The organism is uncultured Roseibium sp., from assembly GCF_947496995.1.
In the GTDB taxonomy this organism is placed as follows: Bacteria; Pseudomonadota; Alphaproteobacteria; order Rhizobiales; family Stappiaceae; genus Roseibium.
The window spans coordinates 603,521-622,041 of record NZ_CANMFD010000003.1; the positions used below are offsets into that span (position 1 = coordinate 603,521).

Annotated in this window: 21 protein-coding genes; 11 read left to right on the forward strand and 10 right to left on the reverse strand. The window is 60.8% G+C overall.

Going from position 1 to position 18,521, the window contains the following annotated elements; all coding sequences use genetic code 11:
• The first annotated feature begins 83 nt into the window (after positions 1 to 83).
• Together Q1B40_RS15565 and Q1B40_RS15570 are read left to right on the forward strand one after the other, a co-directional pair.
• Positions 84 to 341, forward strand: a complete 258-nt coding sequence (locus tag Q1B40_RS15565; protein ID WP_299816360.1) for a hypothetical protein — start codon at positions 84 to 86, stop codon at positions 339 to 341.
• A gap of 118 nt (positions 342 to 459) precedes the next feature.
• Positions 460 to 2,154: a methyl-accepting chemotaxis protein gene (locus Q1B40_RS15570; RefSeq protein WP_299816362.1), complete on the forward strand. Its 1,695-nt coding sequence runs from the start codon at positions 460 to 462 to the stop codon at positions 2,152 to 2,154.
• A gap of 220 nt (positions 2,155 to 2,374) precedes the next feature.
• Here Q1B40_RS15570 and ruvB read toward each other — a convergent pair whose 3' ends face one another.
• Genes ruvB through ruvC form a run of 4 tightly spaced genes read right to left on the reverse strand, consistent with a single transcriptional unit; the run spans position 2,375 to position 4,793 of the window.
• Positions 2,375 to 3,415, reverse strand: a complete 1,041-nt coding sequence (gene ruvB, locus Q1B40_RS15575) for a Holliday junction branch migration DNA helicase RuvB (RefSeq protein ID WP_299816364.1) — start codon at positions 3,413 to 3,415, stop codon at positions 2,375 to 2,377.
• Entirely contained in the window at positions 3,405 to 3,650 is a 246-nt protein-coding gene (locus tag Q1B40_RS15580) for an endonuclease (RefSeq protein WP_299816366.1), read from the reverse strand. The genes ruvB and Q1B40_RS15580 overlap by 11 nt, the downstream gene beginning before the upstream one ends.
• Entirely contained in the window at positions 3,647 to 4,264 is a 618-nt protein-coding gene (gene ruvA / locus Q1B40_RS15585) for a Holliday junction branch migration protein RuvA (RefSeq protein WP_299816368.1), read from the reverse strand. The genes Q1B40_RS15580 and ruvA overlap by 4 nt, the downstream gene beginning before the upstream one ends.
• A gap of 13 nt (positions 4,265 to 4,277) precedes the next feature.
• Complete coding sequence (ruvC, locus tag Q1B40_RS15590) at positions 4,278 to 4,793, reverse strand: crossover junction endodeoxyribonuclease RuvC (protein ID WP_299816370.1); 516 nt, start codon at positions 4,791 to 4,793, stop codon at positions 4,278 to 4,280.
• Positions 4,794 to 5,022: 229 nt separating this feature from the next.
• Here ruvC and Q1B40_RS15595 point away from each other — a divergent pair, with 229 nt between their 5' ends.
• A complete protein-coding gene (locus Q1B40_RS15595; RefSeq protein WP_299816557.1) occupies positions 5,023 to 5,745 on the forward strand; it encodes a sulfite exporter TauE/SafE family protein in 723 nt (240 codons plus the stop codon).
• On the opposite strand, the gene Q1B40_RS15600 is transcribed toward Q1B40_RS15595, so the two are convergent.
• The 6 genes from Q1B40_RS15600 to Q1B40_RS15625 all read right to left on the reverse strand — a co-directional run bounded on the left by Q1B40_RS15600 (position 5,734) and on the right by Q1B40_RS15625 (position 9,555).
• Entirely contained in the window at positions 5,734 to 6,030 is a 297-nt protein-coding gene (locus Q1B40_RS15600; protein WP_299816372.1) for a MazG-like family protein, read from the reverse strand. The genes Q1B40_RS15595 and Q1B40_RS15600 overlap by 12 nt on opposite strands.
• 249 nt (positions 6,031 to 6,279) lie before the next feature.
• On the reverse strand, positions 6,280 to 7,026 hold the full coding sequence (locus tag Q1B40_RS15605) for a YebC/PmpR family DNA-binding transcriptional regulator (protein WP_299816374.1): 747 nt from the start codon (positions 7,024 to 7,026) through the stop codon (positions 6,280 to 6,282).
• A 102-nt stretch (positions 7,027 to 7,128) separates the two neighbouring features.
• Positions 7,129 to 7,959: a TIGR00282 family metallophosphoesterase gene (locus Q1B40_RS15610; RefSeq protein WP_299816376.1), complete on the reverse strand. Its 831-nt coding sequence runs from the start codon at positions 7,957 to 7,959 to the stop codon at positions 7,129 to 7,131.
• A gap of 41 nt (positions 7,960 to 8,000) precedes the next feature.
• A complete protein-coding gene (locus Q1B40_RS15615) occupies positions 8,001 to 8,579 on the reverse strand; it encodes a 5-formyltetrahydrofolate cyclo-ligase (RefSeq protein ID WP_299816377.1) in 579 nt (192 codons plus the stop codon).
• A gap of 292 nt (positions 8,580 to 8,871) precedes the next feature.
• On the reverse strand, positions 8,872 to 9,252 hold the full coding sequence (locus Q1B40_RS15620) for a cell division protein ZapA (protein WP_299816378.1): 381 nt from the start codon (positions 9,250 to 9,252) through the stop codon (positions 8,872 to 8,874).
• Between the two features lie 6 nt (positions 9,253 to 9,258).
• Positions 9,259 to 9,555 (reverse strand): DUF4164 domain-containing protein, encoded by a 297-nt coding sequence (locus Q1B40_RS15625; protein ID WP_299816379.1) that lies wholly within the window; start codon positions 9,553 to 9,555, stop codon positions 9,259 to 9,261.
• A 136-nt stretch (positions 9,556 to 9,691) separates the two neighbouring features.
• On the opposite strand from Q1B40_RS15625, the gene Q1B40_RS15630 reads away from it, so the two are divergent.
• The 8 genes from Q1B40_RS15630 to Q1B40_RS15665 all read left to right on the forward strand — a co-directional run bounded on the left by Q1B40_RS15630 (position 9,692) and on the right by Q1B40_RS15665 (position 18,511).
• Positions 9,692 to 10,012, forward strand: a complete 321-nt coding sequence (locus Q1B40_RS15630; RefSeq protein WP_299816380.1) for a hypothetical protein — start codon at positions 9,692 to 9,694, stop codon at positions 10,010 to 10,012.
• On the forward strand, positions 10,009 to 11,997 hold the full coding sequence (gene tkt, locus Q1B40_RS15635) for a transketolase (protein ID WP_299816381.1): 1,989 nt from the start codon (positions 10,009 to 10,011) through the stop codon (positions 11,995 to 11,997). The genes Q1B40_RS15630 and tkt overlap by 4 nt, the downstream gene beginning before the upstream one ends.
• 161 nt (positions 11,998 to 12,158) lie before the next feature.
• Positions 12,159 to 13,169: a type I glyceraldehyde-3-phosphate dehydrogenase gene (gene gap, locus Q1B40_RS15640; protein WP_299816382.1), complete on the forward strand. Its 1,011-nt coding sequence runs from the start codon at positions 12,159 to 12,161 to the stop codon at positions 13,167 to 13,169.
• Positions 13,170 to 13,265: 96 nt separating this feature from the next.
• On the forward strand, positions 13,266 to 13,889 hold the full coding sequence (locus Q1B40_RS15645) for a LysE family transporter (protein WP_299816383.1): 624 nt from the start codon (positions 13,266 to 13,268) through the stop codon (positions 13,887 to 13,889).
• A 14-nt stretch (positions 13,890 to 13,903) separates the two neighbouring features.
• Positions 13,904 to 15,097 carry a phosphoglycerate kinase gene (pgk, locus tag Q1B40_RS15650; RefSeq protein WP_299816384.1) on the forward strand — a complete coding sequence of 398 codons (1,194 nt, stop codon included), beginning with the start codon at positions 13,904 to 13,906 and terminating at the stop codon, positions 15,095 to 15,097.
• Between the two features lie 363 nt (positions 15,098 to 15,460).
• Positions 15,461 to 16,528: a class II fructose-bisphosphate aldolase gene (fba, locus tag Q1B40_RS15655; protein ID WP_299816386.1), complete on the forward strand. Its 1,068-nt coding sequence runs from the start codon at positions 15,461 to 15,463 to the stop codon at positions 16,526 to 16,528.
• A gap of 130 nt (positions 16,529 to 16,658) precedes the next feature.
• Complete coding sequence (locus tag Q1B40_RS15660; RefSeq protein ID WP_299816388.1) at positions 16,659 to 17,300, forward strand: thiamine phosphate synthase; 642 nt, start codon at positions 16,659 to 16,661, stop codon at positions 17,298 to 17,300.
• Positions 17,301 to 17,311: 11 nt separating this feature from the next.
• Complete coding sequence (locus Q1B40_RS15665; protein ID WP_299816390.1) at positions 17,312 to 18,511, forward strand: tetratricopeptide repeat protein; 1,200 nt, start codon at positions 17,312 to 17,314, stop codon at positions 18,509 to 18,511.
• Positions 18,512 to 18,521: the final 10 nt, after the last annotated feature.

The following is an 18,521-nucleotide window of genomic DNA, read 5'->3' on the forward strand; positions in this document are numbered from 1 at the left end:
CTATGACAAAAATTACAAGCTTCCCCCCAAACACTCTTTGGCCCTCAAGGATACCGACCAGTCAATCGCAACAGGAAGTCAATATGCGGCGTTTCCAGATGCAGACATCGCCCCTGCTTGGCCCCTGCCTGGATAGGCAGTTCTACAAAGAAGAGATTTCTGCCCATGAAGTAGTAGAAGCCGGTGATCTGGAAGTTCCAACACTATTGTGCAAGTGCGAAAAGAATGAGTGGAGTTTCGCTCAGATCGACCAGATGAACCACAAAAACCTGCAGAGCGTATTGACCGGAATTCAAAGAAAATTATGCAGAAACTTACATCAGAGAGCTATTTTTGACTGAGGGAAACAAGGCAAAAAACAAGTAGACTTCTAACCGGAGCCATTAATTCACGTATTCAAACTAAATTAACAATATCAATCAATTATACCGGAAATTCATCTTGATTAGGACCTTGGAAATGCTCCTCGATAAATTTCGTATTGGCTTCAAGATCTGGATTCCGGTCATCAGCCTTGCCGTATTCACACTAGCGATCATTTCTTACGATCTATGGTCGTTGCGGACGATCCTTTACGGCGAACGCACTGCAAAAACTCAGACGGTCGTTGAGATCACAAACTCCGTACTGAAGTACTTTCATACGCTGGAGACTTCCGGGGAACTGAGCAGGGAAGAAGCCCAGGAGTGGGCGCGCAATGTTGTGCGTGCGATACAATTCGACGGCAACAACTATGCTTTCATTCAGAACTATGAAGGAATGCGCATCGTCAGCGCCAACAAGGCCAGCGAAGGAAAAAGCGCCTGGGATTCGCAGGACAAGACCGGCAAGTACCATGTACGCGAAATAATCGATGCCGGCCGCAAGGGCGGCGGCGTCGTGACCTACATGTGGAACCGCAAGGGCGAGGACGCACTCATCCCCAAGTCCACCTGGTCGGAAGCCTTCGAGCCTTGGGGTTGGGTGACAGCCACCGGCGTTTATGTTGACGATGTCTCTAGCGCCTTCTGGTCCAAGGTCAGCGCGATGATCGGTGTGCTGGCCATCGGTGGGCTGATCGCCACCATCATCGCCATCGCCGCGATCCGTAACATCGTTGTTCCGCTGAAGGAGCTGACCCTGAGCATGAAGGTATTGGCGGACGGCGACACCAATGTCGAGATTACGGGGATGCGCCGCGGGGACGAGATCGGTGAAATGGCGGAAGCCATGGAAACCTTCGTTGCCAACGAAAACGCGCGCCGCGAGCTCGAACTCACTCAAAACGAACGCCAGCAACTGGACTTGCAGCGCTCGAGCAACATCCAGACACTTTCCTCGGAGTTCGATGTCCAGATCACCGGTCTTTTGAACACGATCACGCATTCGGTGGAAAGCCTGCAACACGCCTCCACAAACCTGAACTCGGGCGCCCAACAGACCACGAACCAGAGCGAGGCCGTTGCATCTGCAGCCGCAACCGCATCTGCCAACACGGAAACCGTTGCTGCCGCAGCGGAAGAACTTGCCGCCTCGGTTGCCGAAATCAGCCGACAGGTGTCCTCCTCCAGCGAGATCGCATCGCAGGCGTCGCAGCAGGCATCTTCGACGAACGAACGCATCCAGGGGCTTTCCGAAGCAGCCGCGAAGATCGGAGAAGTCGTCACGCTGATCCAGGCCATTGCCGAACAGACCAATCTGCTGGCGCTGAATGCGACCATTGAAGCTGCCCGGGCCGGAGAGGCAGGCAAGGGCTTTGCGGTGGTCGCGGCCGAAGTGAAGGAACTGGCGACCCAGACCTCCAAGGCCACCGAGGAAATTTCCTCGCAGATTTCCAGCATTCAGGGTGAAACCAGTCACGCGGTCGAAGCCATCGGCACCATCACAAGCACCATTAGCAAGATCAACGAGATCACGACCAACATCTCGGTCGCCGTCGAACAGCAAGGCCTGGCCACCAACGAGATTGCCGCCAACATCCAGCTGGCTGCAGCCGGTACGCAAGAGGTTACCGACAACATCGGAGGCGTTTCTTCCGCCGCCGGCGTTACCAACCAGGCCGCGGACATGGTCTACTCTGCAGCCCAAAGCCTCGACAAGGAAGCCCATGAGCTGAGCTCAAGCGTCAGGGCCTTCCTGAAGGGCATCAAGGAAAACTCGGCGGAGGCGGCCTGACCGCCATCTGAAGCAACACAATCGAATGAGGCCGCCCCATCGGGCGGCCTCGCTTTTTTTGGGGCGGCTGTCTGTCTGCTGCTATGCCTGTGGTTCCGAGGCAAAAGTCCGGGCCTGCGAGGCCTGGATCTTTAATGGAAGGCACGCGGTTTCAGGTTGCCGCGCGCCCGAATGGCTGGCGGTGCGTTTTAGCCACCTCAAAAAACAACGGATTCGCGTCTTACTCCGGATCCAGAAACAGACCCATTTGCGGCGTGTCGGCCCTGGACGGCACCGCAAGCCCGAGATGCGAGAACGACGCCGGTGTCAGGACCCGCCCGCGCGGCGTCCTCTGCAAAAAGCCGTTCTGGATCAGATACGGCTCGACGATTTCCTCGATCGCGTCCCTGGGTTCGGAGAGTGCGGCGGCGATTGTTTCGATGCCCACCGGTCCGCCACCGAAATTGACGGCGATCTGGGTAAGGTAGCGCCGGTCCAGACTGTCCAGTCCCGCCGCGTCGACCTCAAGCTGCAGCAGCGCCTTGTCCGCAAGAGCCCTGTCCACCCGTTCGATACCCGCGACAATCGCGAAATCGCGGACCCGCCGCAGCAGCCGGCCGGCGATGCGCGGCGTCCCGCGCGAACGCTTCGCGATTTCATGAGCGCCGTCTTCGGCAATGCCCAGCCCGAGGATCGACGCCCCGCGCTTGACGATATGTTCCAGCTCCGGGACCGTATAGAATTGCAGACGGACGGGTATCCCGAACCGGTCCCTGAGCGGTGTCGTCAGAAGTCCGAGCCGGGTGGTCGCCGCGACAAGCGTGAATTTCGCCAGATCGATCTTCACGGACCGGGCCGCGGGCCCTTCCCCAATGATCAAATCGAGCTGATAGTCCTCCATCGCCGGATAGAGCACTTCCTCGACCGCCGGACTGAGCCGGTGGATCTCGTCGATGAACAGGACATCGCGCTCTTCGAGGTTGGTCAGAAGCGCTGCCAGGTCCCCGGCCTTGGCGATCACCGGACCCGAGGTTGCCCGGAAGTTCACCCCAAGTTCGCGCGCCATGATCTGCGCCAGCGTCGTCTTTCCCAGTCCGGGTGGACCGACGAACAACACGTGATCGAGCGCTTCGGCGCGTGCTTTCGCTGCTCCGATAAAGACCTTCAGGTTCGCACGCGCCTGCGCCTGGCCGACAAAATCGTCCAGCACCTGCGGGCGCATTGTGCCGTCGATCTCGTCGCCCCGGATCTCGGGTGTCACGATGCGCGTGTCATCCGACATTGCTTACGACCGTAAACAGCAGCACCAGGAGAGCCGCGCAATAGGCCACCCTGATCGCGTGATACCTTCTGAACTGGCGCCGCACGAACGGATCGTCCGTCTCCAGCCTCCGCCCTTTCATGGCAAACGATCTGTCCCCGACAGCCTGGGAGAAACGGTGATCGAGAAACATGATCCCGCCGATGCCCAGAACGACGAACCCCACGGCAAGAACGGCATAAAAAGCGACTATCATCCGGCAAGTTCCTTCAGGCCCAGACGGATCAGCTGCTCCGTCGTGACGTCTTCTCCGGCCGACTGCATCGCCTTGGCGACGGCCGCGCTTGCCTGCGGTTGGCCATATCCAAGGTTGGTCAGCGCGGAAACGGCTTCGGCAACAGGCCGCGCGGCGACATTATCGGCAACCGACTGCGAGACGGAGATCGTCCCCTGGTCGACACTGGCAAGGCCTGGAGCCTTGTCCTTCAGTTCGGCAAGAATACGTTCGGCCACCCGTTTTCCGACGCCGGGCGCCCGCGAAATCGTTGCCTTGTCCCCCAGCGCGATGGCGTTTGCCACCTCGTTCGCCTTGAGGATACCCAGAACACCAAGCGCCACCTTGGCGCCGACGCCCTGCACGGTCATCAGCATGCGGAACCATTCCCGCTCCGCTTCCACACCGAACCCGTAAAGCCGGATCATGTCTTCGCGGACGATCGTCTCGATGAAAAGAACCGCGGCTTCGCCCGCTCTTGGCAGGCCCTGCAGGATGCGGGACGGACAATGAACCTGATAGCCGACCCCGTGCACGTCCAGAATGACATGATCTTCGCCGTAGCTGTCGATCGTTCCCTTGAGTTTCCCGATCATCTGAGTTTCCCGATCATGCCGCCCCCATCGCCGCAACCCGCGCGGCCGTGCTTGCCCGATGTTGCGCATGACAGATCGCAATCGCAAGGGCATCAGCCGCATCGTCGGAATTGAATGTAGCCCGCGGCATGAGAACTTTCACCATCGCCCGGATTTGACCCTTTTCCGCATGGCCTGTCCCAACCACGGTCTTCTTCACCAGATTGGGCGCGTATTCGGCGACCGGCAGGCCGGCAAGCGAAGGCACCAGCAAGGCGATGCCGCGCGCCTGCCCCAGTTTCAGCGTCGCGCCCGCATCCTTGTTGACGAAGGTGAGCTCGACCGCGGCCTCGGCCGGATCGTGCAGCCGCACAACGTCGCTCAGCCCTTCGTGAAGTTCCACGAGGCGCTCGGCCAGGCTCTTCTTGTTGTCCGAGGTGACTGTGCCGGAGCTGATGAAAGACAGCCGGTTCCCGGTCGCCTCTATGATGCCCCAGCCGGTGCGCCGCAGCCCCGGGTCGATGCCCAGCAAACGAATCGTGTGTGTCATGGAACAAATCGGTAACAAAACTTCCGCGTTGACGCCAGACAAAGCGCAGCTTACGACCGGAATGCTGTCCAGTTCGAACCGGATTCCGCTTCTTTTGCCAGGAAGACGACGGTTTCTCCATCGGTTCTCTTCATTTCCCGCTGGCGTTCTGCCGCCTGCCGTTCCACCGATGCGCGCACCGTGAGTTTTCATGTTTGATATTTTCAGTTCTTTTCCGCCGAACCTGCTGATGTTCCTCGCCGCCGTTCTTTTCATCGCCGGCTGCGTGCGCGGCTTTGCCGGTTTCGGCGCCGGGATGATCTTCATGCCGATAGCCACCAGCGTCATGCTGCCCTCCACTGCGGCGGCCTCGTTCCTGTTCATAGACGGGATCGTGGCCCTGCCGCTCGTCATCCGTGCGCTGAGAATGTGTGACTGGTCGACCGTCCTGCCGGCGGTGATCGGCGCGGTGGTGTTTGTCCATTCCGGAGCATGGCTCCTTGCCAACACAGATGTCCTCGTGCTGCGCTGGACAATCTTCGCCATCGTCACCGGCCTGCTGCTGCTGCTGATTTCAGGTTGGCGCTATCACGGCAAGGCAACCTGGCCGGTGTCCTTCGGTGTCGGTGCGGTCGGCGGGGTTCTCGGCGGAATTTCACAGGTGTCCGGACCACCCGTGGTCGCCTTCTGGCTCTCCAGTGCCCGGGAACCGGCGATCGTTCGGGCCAACCTGATCGTCTTCTTCGCGCTTGCCAGCGTCGGCACCTTTATCGCCTATATCCTGAACGGGTTCTTCACCCTGCAGGTTTTTCACCTGCTGATCGTGGCGACACCGGTCTATGCGCTGGCGATCTATGCGGGTTCAAAAGGCTTCAGCAAGGCAAGTCCGAAACTCTACCGGAAACTGGCCTACGTGCTGATCGCGCTGGCGGCACTCACCAGCATGCCCGCCCTGGACCCGCTATTCCGCTAGCTTCTCCTGCCATTTGGCGCATTTTTGCGCCATCAGGCGCTCCAGCTCGGCGTCGAACTCCTCACGGCTGGAGGACGCCTGCGCCAGAACACTGAGGGCGACGATTGCCGCATCCACGGCTTCCTCGCGCACATCTGCAAGCGAGTGGTTCTTGTATCCGCTGCCTGGCGCGCCGGTGGCCGAAAGAACCGCCTGCGCCAGTTCCCCGGCTTCTTCTGCCAGCTTCAGCGCCCGCTCCTGCAGGGTTTTCGGGTCTTTTCGGGTGAGTTCAAAGATATTGAACATCGCAGCGTCTCCAGTTCTTGCGGCAAGGCCGTTACCCCCACCCCTAACCCCTCCCCACAAGGGGGAGGGGAATTGTGCCGTGCCGTCGTCGAGGCCTTGTTCCACAGCGTCTTTATAGGGCAGAGATATCCCGAAAATGATGAGCCAGTCCCCCTCCCCCTTGTGGGGAGGGGTTAGGGGTGGGGGTCCCCTTACAAACAAAAACCCCGGCCGAGCCGGGGTTTCCAATCCAGATAAACGCAAGACTGCTCAGGAGGCCAATGCCGCCATGGTGTCCTCGTCGACATCGAAATTCGAATAGACGTTCTGAACGTCATCGTCGTCTTCCAGCATGTCGATGAGTTTCAAAAGCGTCTGCGCCTTGTCGCTGTCGACCGGTATCAGGTTCTGCGGTTTCCAGATGATGTTGGTGGACTCTGCCTCGCCCAGCGCTGCTTCCAGTGCCGCTGCGACATCGTTGAGGTCCTCGAAGGCCGCATAGATCGTGTGACCGTTTTCATCGGACTGGACATCTTCCGCCCCGGCCTCGATCGCCGCTTCCAGCACCGCGTCTGCTTCACCGGCTTCCGGCTTGTAGACAATTTCACCGACCCGGTCGAACATGAAGGAGACCGAACCGGTTTCGCCCAGCGAACCACCGCATTTGGTGAAATAGGAGCGAACGTTCGAGGCGGTGCGGTTGCGGTTGTCGGTCAGGGCTTCCACAACGACGGCAACACCTGCCGGGCCGTAGCCCTCGTAGCGGATTTCCTCGTAATTGTCGGCATCTCCGGTCTGCGACTTGTTGATCGCGCGCTGGATATTGTCCTTGGGCATGGACTGCCCCTTGGCATTCTGCACGGCAAGGCGCAGGCGCGGATTTGCGTCCGGGTCCGGGTCGCCCATCTTGGCGGCGACGGTGATTTCCTTGGAGAGTTTGGAGAACATCTTAGACCGGGCCGCATCCTGGCGTCCCTTGCGGTGCATGATATTCTTGAATTTTGAATGGCCTGCCATGGCTCTTTCCGGTTCTCTGCGGATGATTTCAATGAAAAACTGCGCCGCTTATAGGCAAGTTGGCGGGGAAAATCCAGATCGGAGAATTTCCTCGCCTCAGGTTCAACTGCCTGACGGCCAGAACTCGGGGAGCACCGGCTCCAGCCGCCCTCCGATCCTGACAGGGGCAATTCTCTCGGCCAGCCCGGTGCGGTCGTCGGTTTCAATGGCCACGCCGCAAATGGTGGCGATGCCGGAAGCCGGTGCGAAGCGGGCGCCCGGGATCTTGCGCTGGAAACGGTTGACCGGCTCTTCCTTGTCCATGCCCAGCACGCTGTCATAGTCGCCGCACATGCCCGCGTCGGACATGTAGGCCGTGCCGCTTTCAAGGATCTGGTGGTCGGCGGTCGGGACATGGGTATGGGTTCCGACAACGAGGCTCACCCGGCCATCGAGAAAATGAGCCATGGCCTGTTTTTCGCTGGTCGCTTCCGCATGCATGTCGACGATGATGGCGTCGGCGACCTGACCCAGCGGACAGCTGTCGACCACCTTGTCGATGACGGCGAACGGATCGTCCAGGGCATCCATGTAGACCCGGCCCATGACATTCGCGACCATGACCTGCGCACCGTTGCGGGCGGTAAAAAGATGCGCGCCCCGGCCCGGCGTCCCGGGCGGGTAGTTGACCGGCCGCAGCAGACGGTCCTGCCGCTCGATATAGACGAGCGTGTCGCGCTGGTCCCAGACATGATTGCCCGTCGTGACCACGTCGGCGCCGGCATCCAGAACGTCCTGAAGAATGGCTTCGGTAATGCCGAAGCCGGAGGCGGAGTTCTCTCCGTTGACGATCACGAAATCGAGCTGGTTTGCCTCCACCAGGTCCGGCAATTTCTCAATGACGGCGGTCCGGCCAACACGGCCGACGAGATCGCCCAGAAACAGAATACGCATCAAATCCTCATTGAACGATCAGCCGCGGCCCTTCCGGCCGGTCAGCCGAACGCCCTGTAGCCCTGTTCGGTCAAAATTCCAGTCAACGGCTTGTCATGCTCTTCCGCGGGCACGCGGTCAACCTCCTGCACGGCGAAGGCCAGGCCGATACACAGAAGAGGCTCCGTCTTTTCCAAGGCGGCGATGGCCGTGTCGTAATGCCCCTTGCCGTAGCCGATCCGGTTGCCCGCCGCGTCGAACCCGGCGAGCGGCATCAGCAGCACCTGAGGGCGCACGGCCGCCGCATCAGGTCCCGGCCCCATCGTGCCGAAACCGGCATCCACCAGCTCCGCACCGCGTTCCAGCGTTCTGAAGACAAGATGCGGCTCGGCAACGACCGGCAGGCACAACCGATGACCTTTTTGGCGCAGGCTGTCCATCAGCGGCCTCGGGTCCACTTCATCGCGGATGGGCCAGAAGCCCGCCACCACGGCTGCGTCCGGCAGCGGCAGGTCGTCTGCATGGCCTGCCAAAGACAGACTTTTCTCGATGCGGGTAATGCCGCCCAGCGCCGCGCGGCGGGCGAGCGCCTCCTTGCGGAGAAGATCTTTTTCAGCGGCACGCGGAGACGAAACTTTCATGGGCTCTCGTTTTTGGCCCTTCTACCTGAGGAAAGGCAGAATGTGCGGCCGTCCGACCGTTGGAAGTGCGATCCCGGGAAACCTACTACGTAGGTGGGCGCCGTGTGCAACAGACCACGGCCCGAAGCAGGGACAGCTCCCTTGGGAATGCTTAAGGCCCCGGGGATATTTTTCCTGACGTATCGGGCAGCCGCGACTAACGCATATAGACCCGCTCCACTGCAATTACCAGAGGGCCGTAATTTTCATTAAAAGCAGATTCTTGGATGGCGCATGGCGATACGGTGTGAAATCAGGAATCGTCGCCCGATCGCAGGCTCTTGGAAAGGCTGTCGGCGAGGCTTTCGATCCGCGCGGCGGCCGTGTTGACCGACCTGGAGAGTTCCTGCTCGTTCTGGCTCATGTTGTCCAGCGCATCCACCTGCTGCCGCCTGGCTTCGTCGAGATCCTCTTCAAGCCCGGCAATTTTCCTTTCAAGCTCGGACAACTGGTCGGTTGCCATGATCCCGGCCATGACGGTAAGCCGCTGGTCGCCGATTTCGCCGAAAGCGCCCCGTAGTTCGGTGATCCATCCGTCGAACCGCTTGGCCAGCCCCATCAGACGGTCTTCCTCACCATCGTCACAGGCCATACGAAAGGCCTTGCCGTTGATCGTGACGGTGATCTGCGCCATCAGTGACTAACCCCCATGCGCATCGAGTACGCTGCGTATGGTTTCCATGGCGGAGACAAGCCGCCGGGAGACATCCTTGTTGGCCTCTTCGAGCCGGGATGCCCTCGCCTGGCTTTCATCCAGGGAGGTCGCGAGTTGCGAGCGATCCTCTCCGAGCCGTTGCAGATCGTCCTGCAGGGCATTCAAAGACCTGTCTGCGTCCATACGCCTTTGAACGGCCGTTTCCAGATGGCTTACGGCTTTCTCCAGGCGCTTTGCCGCGTCGGCAAGGCTGGTCTTTTCCATGCAGTCGATTTCCGACATGTATTACGTCGTCCCAATACTCTTCGCGGCGGCCCGCCCGTTCCTTCCAAACCGTCACACTTGAGATTTGGCACATTCGCCGGGTCAGTTGCCAGTCGATTTGTACGTGCCCGCACCGGAGCTTCCAAACGCTGGTTTGACGGCGAAAAAGCAAATCTTTGTCAGGATATCGAGCTTAGGCATCGCATCTTCTTTCAGTCAATGCCACCATCGGCAGAATCCTCAACTCAATGTCGCTCGCGACGGGAAATTTCTTTCCGCCGAGGGTGAACGCGGCATTAAAGCTGCTTTGTTGACTCGCCGCAGGTTCCTGATATTTGTCTGGCGCCTGATCGAAGTTGACGAAAGTCGAATTCTCAGCAACGCACCTCATTCACGCCGCGGCGGGCAGTTGCGCCTGACCTGGTGGTCCGCTCTGGAAGCTGGGGCTCCAAAGCAAGCAACGGGAAGACGATGACCGATCTTGATAAACATCAGCGCATGGCAAATGCGATCCGCTTTCTTGCCATCGATGCCGTGGAAAAGGCGAAATCCGGCCACCCGGGACTGCCCATGGGGGCAGCCGACATTGCCACGGTATTGTTCACCCAGTTCCTGAAATTCGACCCGACCGCTCCCAACTGGGCCGACCGCGACCGTTTCGTTCTGTCCGCCGGTCACGGGTCGATGCTGCTCTACAGCCTGCTCTATCTGCTTGGCTACGAGGACTTCACGCTCGACGAGCTGAAGAACTTCCGCCAGATCGGCTCCCGGACCGCCGGGCACCCTGAATACGGCCATGGCGCCGGAATCGAAACGACCACCGGCCCTCTGGGTCAGGGTCTCGGCAACGCCGTCGGCATGGCCATCGCCGAACGCCTGCAAGTCGAGCGTTTCGGCAAGGACCTCGTCGATCACTACACTTATGTGCTCGCAGGCGACGGCTGCCTCATGGAAGGCATCAGCCAGGAAGCCCTGTCGCTCGCCGGCCACCTGAAGCTCAACAAGCTCATCGTCATCTGGGACGACAACGGCATTTCCATCGACGGCAAGGTGGAAATCACCGACAGCACCGATCAGCAGGCACGCTTCGCCGCCTCCGGCTGGAACACGCTGAGTGTCGACGGTCACGACCCGGAGGCCATCGCCGCCGTGATCCGCCAGGCCCAGGCCAGCGACAGACCGACATTGATCGCCGCAAAGACCACCATCGGCTTCGGTGCGCCCTCCAAGGCAGGCACCGCGAAAGTCCATGGCGCGCCACTCGGCGCGGAGGAAATCGAGGGGACCCGGGCGGCTCTGAACTGGCCGCATCAGGCCTTCGAGGTTCCAAGCGACATTCTCGATGCCTGGCGCATCGCCGGTCTCCGGTCCGCCCAGGCGCACAAGGACTGGCAGAAGCGCTTCGCCGATGCCGACGCCGAAAGCCGTGCGGAATTCGAGCGCCGCAATCGCGGGGATCTTCCGGCCACCTTCACCAAGGCCGTGCTGGACTACAAGAAGAAGCTCGCTGACGAACAGCCGACCATGGCGACGCGCAAGGCTTCTGAAGCCGTTCTGACCGTCATCAACGAAGTCGTGCCGGAAACCATCGGCGGATCCGCGGATCTGACGGGCTCCAACAATACCAAGACCCCGCAAACCGCAGCGATCACGCCGACCGATTTTTCCGGCCGCTACATTCACTACGGCGTTCGCGAGCACGGCATGGCGGCGGCCATGAACGGAATGGCGCTGCACGGCGGGCTGATCCCCTATTCCGGCGGCTTCCTGATCTTCTCCGACTACTGCCGCCCGTCGATCCGCCTCGCGGCCCTTATGGGACAGCGTGTCATTCACGTCATGACGCATGATTCCATCGGTCTTGGCGAGGACGGACCGACCCACCAGCCGGTGGAGCATTTCGCCGCATTGCGGGCGATCCCGAACCTGACATTCTTCCGTCCGGCGGATATCACCGAGACACTCGAATGCTGGCAGTTGTCGCTTGAGAACAAGGCGGGCCCGTCGGTTCTGGCCCTCACCCGCCAGAACCTGCCTTCGCTGCGCAAATCCTTCGAGGAAGACAATTTCTGCGCCAAAGGCGCTTACGTTCTGATCGACAGCGAAGACGATGCCGCGGTAACGATATTCGCCTCCGGTTCCGAGGTTGAAATCGCCGCGGACGCGCACGGCGAACTGAGCAAGGCCGGCATTGCCACCCGTGTCGTCTCCGTTCCGTCCTTCGAGCTTTTCGAAGCGCAGTCCGACGACTACAAGGCCGATGTCATCGGCACCAGCCCGGTGAAGATCGCCGTCGAAGCGGGCATCCGCATGGGCTGGGACCACTTCATCGGCAATGACGGCGCCTTTGTCGGCATGAAGGGCTTCGGGGCAAGCGGCCCCTACAAGGAACTCTACGAGCATTTCGGCATCACCAAAGACGCCGTTGTCGCCGTAGCAAAAGAAAGACTTGGTGCTTAACCAGGATCAATTACCGGCAGCATGCATTCCTCTTATGCTGCCGGAACCGGAGCACGCGCGTGCTCATTGTCGTGGCCACACGTCTTGTCGTGACCACAATCTGTGGGTTTCCTTTTGGCGTCGAAGCTTGAACTGAGCGCCGAAGATTGCGGGAGTGGAATATGGTTACCAAGGTAGCAATCAATGGTTTTGGCCGCATCGGCCGGAATGTATTGCGCGGCATTATCGAATCCGGCCGTACCGACATCGAAGTCGTTGCCATCAACGACCTCGGCCCGGTCGAAACCAACGCACATCTGCTGCGCTACGATTCAGTGCATGGCCGTTTCCCGGCTGAAGTCGCAGTGAACGGCGACACCATCTCCATCAACGGCGGCAAGCCGATCAAGGTCACGGCGATCCGCGATCCGAAGGACCTGCCCCTGGGCGAACTCGACGTCGACGTTGCGCTGGAGTGCACCGGCATCTTTACCGTAAAGGAAAAGGCGTCACTGCTGCTGGAAGCCGGCGCCAAGCGCGTGCTGGTATCCGCCCCGGCGGCCGGCGCCGACAAGACCATCGTCTACGGCGTCAACCACGATGCGTTGACGGCGGGCGACCTTGTGGTCTCCAACGCTTCCTGCACCACCAACTGCCTGGCTCCCGTTGCCTATGTTCTCAATGAGACCGTCGGCATCGAAAAAGGCTTCATGACCACGATCCATTCCTATACCGGTGACCAGCCGACCCTGGACACCATGCACAAGGATCTCTACCGCGGCCGCGCTGCTGCCATGTCCATGATCCCGACCTCGACCGGCGCCGCCAAGGCCGTCGGCCTGGTCCTGCCGGAGCTGAACGGCAAGCTGGACGGCGTTGCCATCCGCGTTCCGACGCCGAACGTCTCGGTCGTCGACCTCAACTTCATCGCCAAGCGCGAGACCTCCGTCGACGAGATCAATGCGGCCATCCGGGACGCTGCCAACGGCAAGCTGAAGGGCATTCTGGGCTACACGGACGACAAGCTGGTCTCCGTGGACTTCAACCATGACAGCCACTCCTCGATTTTCCATTGCGACCAGACCAAGGTCATGGACGGCACTTTCGTCCGCATCCTGTCCTGGTACGACAACGAATGGGGCTTCTCCAACCGCATGGCCGACACGGCCGTTGCGCTGGCAAAGCTGATCTGAATCGATGGGCGGGATGACAAGACATCCCACCTGAAAGTCCGGGCGGATGCGGTATGACTGCATCCGCCTTTCTTTTCTCCATTTCAGGAGACAGATTTGCTCGAACTTCTCGCAGTCATTTCCCTGACCGTCGTCGTTGCAGTCGTGCCGGGACCGGATTTTGCCGTGGTCCTGCGCAACGCCCTGATCGGCGGACGTCTCGCCGGCATCATGACCGCGCTCGGTATTGCCCTGGCCCTCGGCGTTCACGTCACCTACGCGCTGGCCGGCATCGGCCTGATCGTCTCCCAGTCGATCTTCCTGTTCAACGCGCTGAAACTCATCGGCGCCGCCTATCTGATCTTTCTGGGCGTAACCATGTACCGGAGCGCCTCCACGGAAATGCCCGCCGACGGCACCCTTGCCGGCATGGCGCCGCTGAAGGCGCTACGCTGGGGGGTTCTCACCAATGTGACCAACCCAAAGGCCACCCTCTTCGCGCTGAGCGTATTCCTGCAGGTCACCGCCCCGGGCACCCCCCTCTGGACGCAGATCGGCTATGGCGTGATCATGGCCGGCGGCGTGTTCCTCTGGTTCGTGCTGGTCACCCTGTTCTTCACGCTGCCCGCCGTCCGGCTGCGGTTCATGCGCGCCAAGCTCCGGATTGAGCGCTCCTTCGGTGTCCTGCTGACCTTGTTCGGCATCGGCATCGCTGTCACAACCAACTCGTCCCGTTCCTGACAACAGGTGTTCCCATGGCTTTCAAAACTCTCGATGACCTGACCGACATCACCGGCAAACGTGTTCTGGTGCGTGTGGATCTGAACGTTCCGATGGACGGTGGCAAAGTGACGGACACAACGCGCATCGAACGCGTTCTGCCGACGATCCGGGAACTGTCCGGCAAGGGGGCCAAGGTCATCCTGCTCGCCCATTTCGGCCGCCCGAAGGGCGAACGCGTCGCCGACATGTCGCTTGCTCCGGTCGCGCCAAGCGTTTCCGCTCTCTTCGGCAAACCCGTTGCCTTCGCCGATGACTGCATCGGCGAACCGGCCACCCAGGCCATCGCGGCCATGGGCAACGGCGATGTACTGCTGCTGGAGAACACCCGCTTCCACAAGGGCGAGGAAAAGAACAATCCGGACTTTTCCAGGGCGCTTGCGGCCAACGGCGACATCTATGTCAACGATGCCTTTTCCGCCGCCCACCGGGCACATGGATCTACCGAAGGCATCGCGAAGCTCCTGCCGGCCTATGCGGGCCGCACCATGCAGGCCGAACTGGAAGCCCTCGGCTCCGCGCTCGGCGCGCCGGTCCGTCCGGTTCTTGCGGTTGTCGGCGGCGCGAAGGTGTCCTCGAAAATCGATCTCCTGGAAAACCTTGTCACGCGCGTCGACATGCTGGTGATCGGCGGCGGCATGGCCAACACCTTCCTCGCCGCCAAGGGCATCGATGTCGGCAAGTCTCTGTGCGAGCACGATCTCGCCGACACGGCCAGGAAAATCATGACGGCCGCCGAAGCCGCCGGATGTGAAATCATCCTGCCGGTTGATGCCGTCGTCGCCAGGGAATTCAAGGCCGGCGCGGCCAACGAGACCGTCGCGCTGGACGCCATTCCGGCGGACGCCATGATCCTGGATGTGGGCGCCGCCTCCATCGCGACCATCGCAACCAGGATCGACGCGGCCAAGACGCTGGTCTGGAACGGCCCGCTCGGCGCCTTCGAAATCGAACCCTTCGACAAGGCTACCGTTGCAGCGGCACAGCATGCCGCTGCCAACACCAGGGCAGGCAAGCTGAATTCCGTCGCCGGCGGTGGCGATACCGTCGCCGCGCTGAACCACGCCGGTGCGGCGGATGATTTCTCCTATGTGTCCACCGCCGGCGGGGCGTTCCTGGAGTGGCTGGAAGGCAAGGACCTGCCCGGCGTCACGGCGCTGGACAGCTGAATGCGCATCCGGGGCGGGACCACCTCCGCCCCGGCCGCTCTGACGGTTGTCAGGCACGCGGCAAAACCAGTTCTTCGCAGGGCACATAACGATGCCGGAACTGGTCCTCGTGGCGTTGATCGCCTCCAGGGTCCCGGATGATGCTTTTTTTCGGCGGGATTTAATTCGCGAACAGAATTAATTAATTTGATCCGCTTTCGAAGCATGTCTTTGATTTTAATTGATTTAAGCCCTCGCTTCCCTCTTTCAACGACGGAAAATCTTGCTAGAACCAGCAGTCATTGACGCACCGCAACACCGGTTACACGCGTCCGGGTTATCTTTATAGTGACCAAGACGCACCGGATCCCTGGGAGATAATTGATGGCACGTATTACCCTTCGTCAGCTTCTTGATCACGCTGCTGAGCACGACTACGGGGTTCCGGCATTCAACATCAACAACATGGAGCAGGCTCTGGCGATCATGGCCGCAGCCGATCAGACGGATGCTCCGGTCATCATCCAGGCCTCCCGAGGCGCCCGGTCCTATGCCCATGACGTGATGCTCAAGCACATGATGGATGCGGTCGTCGAGATCTATCCGCATATCCCGGTGTGTGTGCACCTTGATCACGGCAATGCGCCGCAGACCTGCATGACCGCCATTCAGGCCGGTTTCACCTCGGTGATGATGGACGGGTCGCTGGAAGCGGACGGCAAGACCCCCGCGAACTGGGACTACAATGTCGGCGTCACCAAAACCGTCACCGAAATGGCGCATCTCGGCGGCATTTCCGTAGAGGGAGAACTCGGCGTGCTCGGCTCGCTTGAAACCGGCATGGGCGACAAGGAAGACGGCCACGGGGCGGAAGGCAAGCTCAGCCAGGATCAGCTGCTGACCGATCCCGAAGAGGCGGTCAAATTCGTCAAGGAAACCAAAGTCGATGCCCTGGCGATCGCCATGGGAACCAGCCACGGCGCGTACAAGTTCACCCGCAAGCCGGACGGCAAGGTGCTTGCCATGCATGTGATCGAGGAAATTCACCGCCGCCTGCCCGATACCCATCTGGTGATGCATGGCTCGTCTTCGGTGCCCCAGGACCTTCAGGATATCATCAACCGCTATGGCGGGGAAATGCCACAGACATGGGGCGTTCCGGTCGAGGAAATCCAGCGCGGCATCAAGAACGGCGTGCGCAAGGTGAACATCGACACCGACAACCGCATGGCCATGACCGGCCAGATCCGCAAGATCCTGACCGAAAACCCGGCCGAATTCGATCCGCGCAAATATCTGAAGCCGGCCCGCGACGCGATGCAGAAGCTCTGTGTCGAGCGTCTGGAAGCCTTCAACACCGCAGGTCAGGCCTCCAGGATCAAGAAGATCATCACGCTTGCCGACATGGCCGCGCGCTATCAGAATGGCAGCCTGGACCCCAAGATCGGTTAGAAAACGGACCAATCGGCCCGGCAGATATTTTTACTTTCCTGGGAGAGGGGCCTTGCGTCCCTCTTTCGCCGTCTTTAGGGACAAGAACCCGACAGTTGCCTTTGAACCAGCTTGACCAGGACCGCCCCCAGTGAACCGTCCCCGCCTCTTTCTCATTACGCCACCGGAGTTCGACACCGGCGAAATGGCCGCAAAGCTCGAACAGGCCTTTGCCGGCGGCGACATCGCCTGCGTGATGATCTACATGCCGGGCGCCGGCACGAAGGAGATCCAGACCGCGGCGGAGGTGCTCGTCCCGGTCATCCAGCAGGGGGGCGCAGCGGCAATCATCTACCGCGACACCCAGGCTGCCGGCAGAAGCGGCGCCGACGGGGTTCATGTCGACACGTCGCTGGAAGACGTGAAGCTGGCCGTCGAAAGCTTCCACCCCGATCGGATCGTCGGCACCGGCGGAACAAAACTGCGGCACGAGGCCATGGAATTGGCGGAAACCGGAGTAGACTATATTTTCTTCGGCAAGCTCGACCTTCCCGAGAAAGAGAACGCCCACGCAAAGACGCTTTCCAGCGCGGCCTGGTGGGCCGAGCTCTTCTCGACGCCTTGCGTAGCGCTGGCCGGAAACACGATCGAGACCCTCGCGGAAGTGGCTGCGACCACAGCCGACTTTGTCGCACTCAAGGACGCCCTCTGGAATTCGGGAGGCGACATTACATCGCTCGTTACCGAAGCCAACGGGATCCTGGACGCCCATCCATTTCCCAAGGACGACTGAGGAGCCAGCCTTTGGACGGATTTGAGCAGACCTTTCCGGTATCCTCAGTTGCAGGGGAAGACCATGCTGGAGACAAGCGCCGCAAGGAGCCTTCCGGTTTGCTGAACCGGGCCGCGCTTTTCCTTGCCGCCAGTTTGCTCGTTTCAGGCCTGTTCGTCATCGGTCTGCTCAGCACTGCGCCTGCGCTCGCGCAGGACAGCGGGGAAAGCGGCGCCGCCGCTGAAGTCGATCCCGCTGCATCCGGCGAACCACGGCCTGTGCTGATCGACGTCACCACGTCGGAAAAGACCCTTCTGAGCATTGTCGATGCAGGGCCGCCGCATTTGCAGGAAGGCGAGGCTGCCACCGCTGAAACCGCCTATTCGGCTTTCCAGCGCGGCTGGTTTCTGACCGCCCTCGGCCTTGCCACCCCGCTTGCCGAACTCGGCGACAAGGCGGCCCAGGCGCTGCTCGGCGTCCTGCATGAAGCAGGCCTTGGCATTCAGCAGGACAAGGGCAAGGCCGCCGACTGGTACGCCCTCGCCGCCGCACAGGGCGATGCCGGCTCGGCCATGCAGCTGGCCCAGCTCTATCTGCTCGGCACCGGCGTTGAAACCGACAAGACAAAAGCCGCCGACTATTTCGAGCAGGCCGCCGAAGCGGGCAACCCCTCCGCTCTCTACAATCTCGCGCTGCTTTACCAGGAAGGCGAAGGCCGGCCGTTCAACGAACAGAAAGCGCGCGAGCTTCTGGAAGAAGCGGCCCAGCTCAACGATCCGGAAGCCCAGTATGCGCTCGGCCTGTCCTACCTGGAAGCCCAGAGCGGCCTGAACGATCCGGGTCAGGGCGCCTTCTGGCTCGGCAGGGCGGCAAGGCGCGGCCACACCTCCGCGCAGGTCTATTACGGCATCCTGCGGTTCCAGGGAAAAGGCGTCGACCCCAACGAGGAGGAAGCCGCCGACTGGTTCGAACGGGCCGCCACATCCGGCAATCCGGTCGCCATGAACCGTCTTGCAAGAATTTATGCCAATGGCCGCGGCCGGGAGCAGGATTTTGCCGCGGCAGCCGGCTGGCACCTGATCGCCCGCACCCTCGGTGTCTCCGATCTGTCGCTGGACCGCATTGTCGAGAGCCTCGATGAAGAGACGTTGGCGGAGGCGCGCAAACTCGCCGAGCAGTATTCGGCGACCCTGATGGCGCCAAGCGAAGATCCTGCGCGCGAATCTCCGTAATCTTGCCGCT

Bases quoted from the DNA above. Each gene is read 5' to 3' on its own strand.
- Q1B40_RS15610 (WP_299816376.1), bottom strand. From the start codon at position 7,959: ATGCGTATTCTGTTTCTGGGCGATCTCGTCGGCCGTGTTGGCCGGACC.
- ruvC (WP_299816370.1), bottom strand. From the start codon at position 4,793: ATGACACACACGATTCGTTTGCTGGGCATCGACCCGGGGCTGCGGCGC.
- pgk (WP_299816384.1), top strand. From the start codon at position 13,904: ATGGCTTTCAAAACTCTCGATGACCTGACCGACATCACCGGCAAACGT.
- ruvA (WP_299816368.1), bottom strand. From the start codon at position 4,264: ATGATCGGGAAACTCAAGGGAACGATCGACAGCTACGGCGAAGATCAT.
- Q1B40_RS15595 (WP_299816557.1), top strand. From the start codon at position 5,023: ATGTTCCTCGCCGCCGTTCTTTTCATCGCCGGCTGCGTGCGCGGCTTT.
- Q1B40_RS15580 (WP_299816366.1), bottom strand. From the start codon at position 3,650: ATGATAGTCGCTTTTTATGCCGTTCTTGCCGTGGGGTTCGTCGTTCTG.
- tkt (WP_299816381.1), top strand. From the start codon at position 10,009: ATGACCGATCTTGATAAACATCAGCGCATGGCAAATGCGATCCGCTTT.
- Q1B40_RS15565 (WP_299816360.1), top strand. From the start codon at position 84: ATGCGGCGTTTCCAGATGCAGACATCGCCCCTGCTTGGCCCCTGCCTG.
- Q1B40_RS15615 (WP_299816377.1), bottom strand. From the start codon at position 8,579: ATGAAAGTTTCGTCTCCGCGTGCCGCTGAAAAAGATCTTCTCCGCAAG.
- Q1B40_RS15600 (WP_299816372.1), bottom strand. From the start codon at position 6,030: ATGTTCAATATCTTTGAACTCACCCGAAAAGACCCGAAAACCCTGCAG.
- fba (WP_299816386.1), top strand. From the start codon at position 15,461: ATGGCACGTATTACCCTTCGTCAGCTTCTTGATCACGCTGCTGAGCAC.
- ruvB (WP_299816364.1), bottom strand. From the start codon at position 3,415: ATGTCGGATGACACGCGCATCGTGACACCCGAGATCCGGGGCGACGAG.
- gap (WP_299816382.1), top strand. From the start codon at position 12,159: ATGGTTACCAAGGTAGCAATCAATGGTTTTGGCCGCATCGGCCGGAAT.
- Q1B40_RS15620 (WP_299816378.1), bottom strand. From the start codon at position 9,252: ATGGCGCAGATCACCGTCACGATCAACGGCAAGGCCTTTCGTATGGCC.
- Q1B40_RS15570 (WP_299816362.1), top strand. From the start codon at position 460: ATGCTCCTCGATAAATTTCGTATTGGCTTCAAGATCTGGATTCCGGTC.
- Q1B40_RS15605 (WP_299816374.1), bottom strand. From the start codon at position 7,026: ATGGCAGGCCATTCAAAATTCAAGAATATCATGCACCGCAAGGGACGC.
- Q1B40_RS15625 (WP_299816379.1), bottom strand. From the start codon at position 9,555: ATGTCGGAAATCGACTGCATGGAAAAGACCAGCCTTGCCGACGCGGCA.